Annotated in this window: 7 protein-coding genes; 4 read left to right on the top strand and 3 right to left on the bottom strand. The window is 60.2% G+C overall.

Annotated features, from left to right (window positions below; translation table 11 throughout):
* Window positions 1-166: 166 nt before the first annotated feature.
* From WBR57_RS16225 to WBR57_RS16235, 3 genes are all read left to right on the top strand, one after another.
* Window positions 167-988 (top strand): ABC transporter substrate-binding protein, encoded by an 822-nt coding sequence (locus WBR57_RS16225; protein WP_424084692.1) that lies wholly within the window; start codon window positions 167-169, stop codon window positions 986-988.
* Window positions 985-1,788 carry an amino acid ABC transporter permease gene (locus WBR57_RS16230; protein ID WP_424084693.1) on the top strand — a complete coding sequence of 268 codons (804 nt, stop codon included), beginning with the start codon at window positions 985-987 and terminating at the stop codon, window positions 1,786-1,788. Before WBR57_RS16225 ends, WBR57_RS16230 begins: the two co-directional genes overlap by 4 nt.
* A 157-nt stretch (window positions 1,789-1,945) precedes the next feature.
* Entirely contained in the window at window positions 1,946-3,256 is a 1,311-nt protein-coding gene (locus WBR57_RS16235) for an autotransporter outer membrane beta-barrel domain-containing protein (protein WP_424084694.1), read from the top strand.
* A 68-nt stretch (window positions 3,257-3,324) separates the two neighbouring features.
* On the opposite strand, the gene oadA is transcribed toward WBR57_RS16235, so the two are convergent.
* Window positions 3,325-5,133, bottom strand: coding sequence for a sodium-extruding oxaloacetate decarboxylase subunit alpha (gene oadA, locus WBR57_RS16240; protein ID WP_424084695.1), 1,809 nt, complete (start codon window positions 5,131-5,133; stop codon window positions 3,325-3,327).
* Between the two features lie 11 nt (window positions 5,134-5,144).
* Window positions 5,145-6,560 carry an acetyl-CoA carboxylase biotin carboxylase subunit gene (locus WBR57_RS16245; protein ID WP_003213442.1) on the bottom strand — a complete coding sequence of 472 codons (1,416 nt, stop codon included), beginning with the start codon at window positions 6,558-6,560 and terminating at the stop codon, window positions 5,145-5,147.
* A 195-nt stretch (window positions 6,561-6,755) separates the two neighbouring features.
* Between WBR57_RS16245 and WBR57_RS16250 the strand changes: the two genes are divergently transcribed.
* Window positions 6,756-7,730 (top strand): LysR family transcriptional regulator, encoded by a 975-nt coding sequence (locus WBR57_RS16250; protein WP_424084696.1) that lies wholly within the window; start codon window positions 6,756-6,758, stop codon window positions 7,728-7,730.
* Here the strand turns inward: WBR57_RS16250 and WBR57_RS16255 are convergent.
* Window positions 7,660-7,854: a PA3496 family putative envelope integrity protein gene (locus tag WBR57_RS16255; protein ID WP_424084697.1), complete on the bottom strand. Its 195-nt coding sequence runs from the start codon at window positions 7,852-7,854 to the stop codon at window positions 7,660-7,662. The genes WBR57_RS16250 and WBR57_RS16255 overlap by 71 nt on opposite strands.
* Window positions 7,855-8,035 lie beyond the last annotated feature (181 nt).

Genomic DNA, 8,035 nt, shown 5'->3' on the forward strand with positions numbered 1-8,035 from the left:
GCGCTGCAGCTCACGGCCCATGCCGCCGTCGAGAATTACTGTTCTGTCGCCCATATGCTTTTTACTCATAAGCTTATGAAAATAACTCACTATGAGAGTCGTTCTTATAACTATTTAATACGGTCCATCCGGTTCATAACAACTCTTTTTTATTTAGGTGGCCTTCTTGAAACTCAAACCGCTATTGGCCTTGGGCCTGACCATTCTGGCTGCCTCCACCCAAGCGTTCGGCGGGACCACCCTGGACCGTATCGAGCAGAAAAAAGAACTGGTGGGTGTGCTGATGGAAAGCTACCCGCCGTTCTCGTTTCTCAACGATCAAAACCAGCTCGACGGCTTCGACGTCGACGTGGCCAAGGCCGTGGCGCAAAAGTTGGGTGTCAAGCTGCGCCTGGAAACGCCCTCGTGGGACGTGATCGCCGCCGGCCGCTGGAGTGGCCGCTACGACATTTGCATCTGCTCCATGACCCCGAGCAAGGCCCGCGCCGAAGTGTTCGATTTCCCGGTGGAGTATTACGCCTCACCGGCTGTGATCGTGGTCAATGCCAAGGACGACCGTATCCACGGCGCCAAAGACCTGAGCGGCAAGAAAGTCGGGCTCACCAGCGCCTCCAGCTATGAGAGCTACCTGAACAAGAACCTGGTGATCGAAGGCGCCGAAGACACGCAGCTGCAATACCCGTTCGAGGATGTGCAGATCGCCCCTTACGACACCGATAACGTGGCCTTCCAGGACCTCGGCCTGGGTGCCGGCGTGCGCCTGGATGCGATCCTCACCAACCTGGTCACCGCGCAGCCGCGCCTGAAAGAAGACCAGCGCTTCAAGCTGGCCGGCGAGCCGCTGTACGCCGAGCCGAACTCGGTCGCGATTGAAAAGGGCGACGCACAGTGGGACGCCAAGGTGCGCGAGGTATTCGCCCAGCTGAAACAGGACGGCACGCTGAGCAAGCTTTCGCAAAAATGGATCGGTGCTGACATCAGCAAATGAGTGACTTTCAAAAAACCGAGCGGCCGCTCCTGGGCTTTCGCACACGGCTATACCTGACCTGGGCCGCCATGCTTGGGTTGTTTGCCGGGTTCTTCCTGAGCTTTGACCTGAAGTTCTCGATCATCCTCGACAAACTGCCCAACCTGGTGGGCCTGCACCTGGCGCCCAACGGCTTCCTGCAGGGCGCCGCGCTGACCCTGTTTTTGTGCCTGTGCTCGATCCTGGCGTCCTCCCTGCTGGGCTTTGTCACGGCATTGGCGCGCCTGTCCAAAAGCGCGGTGGCCTTTGGTATCGCCACGTTCTACGCCTCGTTCTTTCGCGGCACGCCGTTGTTGATCCAGATTCTGCTGATCTACCTGGGCCTGCCGCAACTGGGCATCGTGCCTGGCGCGATCGCTGCCGGGATCATCGCTCTGTCGCTGAACTATGGCGCTTACCTCAGCGAGATTTTCCGCGCCGGCATCCTCGGCGTGCCTCACGGCCAGCGGGAAGCCGCCTTGGCCCTGGGCATGCGCGACCGCGCGATCTTCTGGCACGTCACACTGCCCCAGGCGATGCGCACCATCATTCCGCCGACGACCAACCAGTTCATCTCGATGCTCAAAGACTCTTCGCTGATTTCGGTGATGGGTGTCTGGGAAGTGATGTTCCTCGCGCAGTCCTACGGCCGTTCCAGCTATCGCTACATCGAGATGCTGACCACTGCAGCAATTATCTACTGGGTCATGTCCATAGGCCTGGAATTGATCCAGGCGCGCATGGAGCGTCACTACGGCAAGGGCTACGCGCGCCGCGAGTAAACGTCTATAAAATGCAAATTTGGCGACAGGGCCAGATGAATTTTTAATCGCTCAAGACTAGAGACATCTCCCGCGCTAGAGGGGTGGAAGCGCTGACAGTTATCACCCGCCCTCCTCGCCTAAATTCCCGGCCTCACATTACAGAGGTTGGGACCGTATGCCATTTACACCACATCGACTTTTGCTCGCCTTCGCGTTGGGCGCAGCCAGCATCCAGTGCGCCCAGGCGACAGAAGACTGGGAACCCGACAGCGAGTGGGTCGCGCCACTGCCCGTTGTCGTGCAGACAGAGCATCGGCCACACGCGCCGAATGACCAGGTCGATTTCCATTTCGTCGACCACGCGACCACCCGTAACGGCCGGCAGGTTTCTCGCGTGCTGGACTCCGCCGTGCAGACCTTCCTCGCGTACGGAGAGCCCACGGCGTGGCAAGTAAACAGGCTTGGAGAAATTGGCTTTGCACTGGGCAATCTGGCGCCAGGTCGCCTGGGAGGAATTCTTGAGCAATTGGCAGGCAGCCAGAATGCCAACCTTGGCACCGCCACTCAAAACAGCCTGAACCAGATCAACAGTAACTTGCTTGCGACTCTGCGTGAACTGAGCGACAACCGCAATGACAGCCGCGATGGACGCTTCTGGCTCCGAGCCCTGGATAACACCGGCAGCCTCGGCAAACAGCACGGCAGCGCTGGCCTGCAGCAACGCACCCAAGGCCTGATGCTGGGCAGCGACTGGGCTGTCGACGACGCCTGGCGTATCGGCGTGGTGGGCGCCAAATCTACCACCGATCTGAGCGCCAAACGCTTCAAGGGTGAGCTGGACAGTTGGCATCTGGGCGCGTATGCGGTTCGCCAGGACGGCCCCCTGGCCTTGCGCCTCGGGGCGATCTACAGCAGCCATGCAGGCCAGAACAACCGTACGGTGGACTTCAATTTCCGCAATTACAGCGAACAGGCAGAAAGCAAATACGACGCCCAGAGCCACAACGCCTTCGCCGAACTCGGTTATCAGTTGAGCATGGGCAACCTGCGGGCCGAACCTTTCGCCAGCATCGGTTACCAGCGTTACCAGCGCGAACGCTATAAAGAAAAAGGTGGCTTTACCGCACTGAACGTTGGCGCCCAGGCCCAAGAGAACCTCAGCAGCAACTTTGGTTTACGTCTGGCCGGCACCCTTGAGCTGGATAACCGGATGGTCCTCAAACCGCACCTGAGCACGGGCTGGAAACACCTCTACGGTGACGTAGGCAGCAGCGTGCGCCAATCTTCCGCCTGGGTAAAACGGCCGGGGTTCAACAGTAATTTCACTACCCAGGGCACCTCCCTGGACCGTGACAGCCTGGCGTTGCGCACCGGAGTCGACGTGGCATTGTCGGCTCAACACAGCGTAGGTCTGGCTTACACCGCCGAGGTCGGCAGCAATAGCCGCAACCAGGGCCTGACGGGCCAATGGACCCTGGCGTTTTGATTATTACAGGCAAAAAAAAGGGGAGCACCCGCTCCCCCGAGGATTAACCGCTCGTGTCGAAGGCTGTATCAGCCTTCGATTTCAATCAGGATTTCACCCGGGTTGACCCGGTCGCCCTTGGCCACATGAACGGCGGTTACCTTGCCGGCAATCGCTGCCTGCACTTCGGTTTCCATCTTCATCGCTTCGGTAATCAGCACGGCCTGGCCGGCCTTGACCACGTCGCCTTCCTTGACCAGAACGTCGACGATGTTGCCCGGCATCGCCGTGCTGACATGGCCGGGCTCAGTGGCGTGCTTGCGCTTGCTGCCACCACTGCTGACAAACTCGTTGAGCGGTTCAAACACCACTTCTTCCGGCATGCCGTCGATGGACAGGTAGAAGTGGCGCTTGCCTTCGGCCTTCACGCCGACACCGGTGATGTCCACGCGATAGCTTTCGCCGTGCACGTCGATGACGAACTCGGTCGGCACGCCTTCGCCACCGGCGCGGGCTACGCCGCCCGCTTCTGGAATCGGCAACAGCACTTCAGGCGCCAGGGTGCCAGCGTCGCGCTCTTCGAGGAACTTGCGCCCGATGTCCGGGAACATCGCGTAGGTCAGCACGTCCTCTTCGGACTTGGCCAACGCGCCGATTTCGCCACGCAGCTTGGTCATTTCCGGCTTGAGCAGGTCGGCCGGGCGCACGTCGATCACGTCTTCGCTGCCGATCGCCTGGCGACGCAGTTTCTCGTTCACTGTACCTGGCGCCTTGCCGTAGCCGCCTTGCAGATACAACTTCACTTCGTTGGTGATGGTCTTGTAGCGCTCGCCGGCCAGCACGTTGAAGAACGCCTGGGTGCCGACGATCTGCGAGGTCGGGGTGACCAGCGGCGGAAAGCCGAGGTCTTCACGCACGCGCGGGATTTCGGCCAGCACTTCGCCCATGCGGTTGAGTGCGCCCTGCTCCTTGAGCTGGTTGGCCAGGTTGGAAATCATCCCGCCCGGCACTTGATTGACTTGCACGCGGGTATCGACCGCAGTGAATTCGCTTTCGAACTGGTGGTACTTCTTGCGCACGGCGTAGAAGTACAGGCCGATTTCCTGTAGCAGTTCCAGGTCGAGGCCAGTGTCGAATTCGCTGCCTTTAAGCGCCGCGACCATCGACTCGGTGCCCGGGTGGCTGGTGCCCCAGGCGAAGCTGGAGATGGCGGTGTCGATGTGATCGGCACCGTTTTCGATGGCTTTGAGTTGGCACATCGCGGCCAGGCCGGCGGTGTCGTGCGAGTGGATAAAAATCGGCAGGCTTTGCTCGGCCTTCAGCGCCTTGACCAGTTCGCCGGTGGCGTACGGGGTCAGCAGGCCGGCCATGTCCTTGATCGCGATCGAGTCGCAGCCCATGGACTCCAGCTGCTTGGCCTGGGCCACAAACGCCTCGACGGTGTGCACCGGGCTGGTGGTGTAGGCGATGGTGCCCTGGGCGTGCTTGCCGGCGGCTTTCACCGCTTCGATGGCCACGCGCAGGTTACGCACGTCGTTCATCGCGTCGAAGATACGGAACACGTCGATGCCGTTCACCGCAGCCTTGGCGACGAACGCTTTGACCACGTCGTCGCTGTAGTGGCGGTAGCCCAGCAGGTTCTGGCCGCGCAGCAGCATTTGCAGACGCGTGTTAGGCAACGCGGCGCGCAATTGGCGCAGGCGCTCCCAAGGATCTTCTTTCAGGAAGCGCACGCAGGCATCGAACGTCGCGCCGCCCCAGACTTCCAGGGACCAGTAGCCGACTTTGTCGAGTTTGTCGCAGATCGGCAGCATGTCGTCGGTACGCATGCGGGTCGCCAGCAACGATTGGTGGGCGTCGCGCAGGATGGTGTCGGTTACGAAGATCTTTTTAGTCATTGGAATATTCCTCACAGGCCTGCGTGGGCGGCGATGGCGGCGGCGATGGCCAGGGCCAGCTCTTCGGGTTTGCGCTTGATCGAGTAGTTGGTCAGCTCAGGGTGGCTTTCCACAAAACTGGTGTTGAACTGGCCGCTGCGGAATTCCGGGTTGCGCAGGATTTCCTGGTAGTAGGCGGCGGTGGTCTTCACGCCTTGCAGGCGCATGTCGTCCAGGGCACGCAGGCCGCGGTCCATGGCTTCTTCCCAGGTCAACGCCCACACCACCAGCTTCAGGCACATGGAGTCGTAGAACGGCGGGATGGTGTAGCCGGTGTAGATTGCCGTGTCGGTACGCACGCCGGGACCGCCGGGCGCGTAGTAACGGGTGATCTTGCCGAAACTGGGCAGGAAGTTGTTTTTCGGGTCTTCGGCGTTGATGCGAAACTGCAACGCGAAGCCCCGGTGCTGGATGTCTTCCTGTTTCACCGACAGTGGCAGGCCCGAGGCGATGCGGATCTGCTCGCGGACGATGTCGATGCCGGTGATTTCTTCGGTGATGGTGTGTTCCACCTGCACCCGGGTGTTCATCTCCATGAAGTACACCTCGCCCTCGGCGAGCAGGAACTCCACGGTGCCGGCGTTCTCGTAGCCCACGGCCTTGGCGGCGCGCACCGACAGGTCGCCGATGTAGGCGCGCTGTTCGGGGGTCAACTGCGGGCTTGGGGCGATTTCGATGAGCTTCTGGTTGCGACGCTGGATCGAGCAGTCGCGCTCGAACAGGTGCACCACATTGCCAAAGCTGTCACCGAGGATCTGCGCCTCGATGTGCTTGGGGTTGACGATGCATTTTTCCAGGAACACTTCCGCCGACCCAAACGCCTTGGTGGCTTCGGAAATCACCCGGGGGAAGGCTTGTTCGAGTTCTTCACGGCTGTTGCAGCGACGAATGCCGCGACCGCCACCACCGGAAGTGGCCTTGAGCATCACCGGGTAACCAATGCGGTCGCCTTCAGTAAGGGCCTCAGCGATGTCGGCGACGTTGCCCTCGGTGCCGGGCGTGACCGGTACACCCGCCTTGATCATGCTGCGGCGTGCTTCGGTCTTGTCGCCCATGCGGCGAATCACTTCCGCCGACGGGCCGATGAATTTGATCCCGCGTTCAGCGCAGATGTCTGCCAGCTCGGCGTTTTCCGAGAGGAAGCCGTAGCCTGGGTGCAGCGCATCGCAACCGGTTTCCACGGCCAGGTTCACCAGCTTGCGCGGGTTCAGGTAACCGGCCAGGGGCTCGGCACCAATGCTGTGGGCTTCGTCGGCACGTTTGACGTGCAACGCATGGCGGTCGGCGTCGGAATAGACCGCGACCGAACGAATGCCCATCTCGGCGCAGGCACGCACGATTCGTACGGCAATTTCACCACGGTTGGCGATCAGGATCTTTTTTATCACTTGGAAATTCCCTTGAGCCGATTGCTGCGTCTTCGACCCTATGAATCCGGGTCGGCGCGTGACCAAATGTTTCATGACAGTCGCGAGACACACACTATGCGCACCGGAGGATTAACAAAAATCAATAATTATTGGGTTGTGTATAAGTAAAGACTTATAGTTGGCCGGACGGCTTCAGGCGGAAGGGTTTTAATAATGCGTAAGTCATTGATGCGTATGACATTACGTCAATTGCAGATCTTCAACGAAGTCTGTGATTTGCGTTCCTACAGCCGTGCAGCCGAGGAAATGTCGCTCACACAACCGGCCGTTAGCCTACAGATCCGTCAGCTGGAGGAGCTGATTGGCCAGCCGTTGTTCGACTACGTCGGCAAAAAGCTCTACATGACCGAGGCCGCCGAAGCCCTGCAAAGGGCCAGCCGCGATATCTTCGGACGCTTGGAAAACCTCGATATGCAACTGTCGGACATGCAGGGCTCGCTGCAGGGACAACTGAAGCTGGCCATCGAATCCAGCGCCAAATACTTCGTGCCACACCTGTTTGCCGCCTTCAAACGCCAGCACCCCGAAGTGCAGTTGCACCTGACGGTGGTCAACCGCGCCCAGGTGATCCGCAGGCTTTCGGACAACCGCGACGACTTGGTGATCATGTCCATGGTGCCCCAGGACATGGGCCTGGAATTTCTGCCGTTCTTGAACAACCCGATTGTCGCCGTGGCGCCGCTCGACCACCCGTTGAGCCTGCAAGGGCCGCTGCGCCTGCAGGATCTGGAGCCTTACACGTTGCTGATACGCGAGCCGGGGTCCGGCACGCGGTTGGCCTGCGAGGAATATTTCAAGGAGAAACGCGTGCACTTCACCCAGACGGTGGAAGTGGCTTCCGCCGAGGCGCAGCGTGAATGTGTGAATGCAGGTTTGGGCATGGCCTTGCTGACGCGCCACGCCGTAAACCTGGAGCTGGCCACCGGCGGGCTCAAAGAGCTGCCGGTGGAAGAACTGCCGCTGTACCGCAGCTGGTGCCTGGTGCAGGCCAAGGCTAAGCGCCTGTCACCGGTGGCCCATGCGTTCCTGGGCTTTATCCGCAGCGAACGGGTACAGATCAGCGCGCTGGCTGAGCGCTTCGCTGGGCAGCCAAGGGTGCCTGCCAGTGGAGTTCCGGGTAGTCAGTGATGCTCTGGAGCAGTTGACGCTCATCACAGCGGTCTTCGATTGCGCGACGAAACGCCATGCGGCGCTGGTCTTCCTGCTGACGACGGGTTTTGACGGAGCTGTTGCTGTCTTCGTGCCGGGCCATTTGGAGTCTCCCAATGCGAGTACGGGGAGTTCAGGATGGCCTTGGGCGATGACGGTTTGGCGGCGCGGGGGTTACAGGACGATGAATATTCTGGAGTGAGCGCAATTCAAAATGTGGGAGCGGGCTTGCTCGCGAAAGCGCCGGATCAGTCAATATTTTAGCGACTGACACCCCGCATTCG

Source organism: Pseudomonas sp., assembly GCF_049590575.1.
Taxonomy (GTDB): domain Bacteria; phylum Pseudomonadota; class Gammaproteobacteria; order Pseudomonadales; family Pseudomonadaceae; genus Aquipseudomonas.

Coding starts and splice junctions, on each gene's coding strand:
- WBR57_RS16230 (WP_424084693.1), top strand. CDS start 985: ATGAGTGACTTTCAAAAAACCGAGCGGCCGCTCCTGGGCTTTCGCACA.
- WBR57_RS16235 (WP_424084694.1), top strand. CDS start 1,946: ATGCCATTTACACCACATCGACTTTTGCTCGCCTTCGCGTTGGGCGCA.
- WBR57_RS16255 (WP_424084697.1), bottom strand. CDS start 7,854: ATGGCCCGGCACGAAGACAGCAACAGCTCCGTCAAAACCCGTCGTCAG.
- WBR57_RS16250 (WP_424084696.1), top strand. CDS start 6,756: ATGCGTAAGTCATTGATGCGTATGACATTACGTCAATTGCAGATCTTC.
- oadA (WP_424084695.1), bottom strand. CDS start 5,133: ATGACTAAAAAGATCTTCGTAACCGACACCATCCTGCGCGACGCCCAC.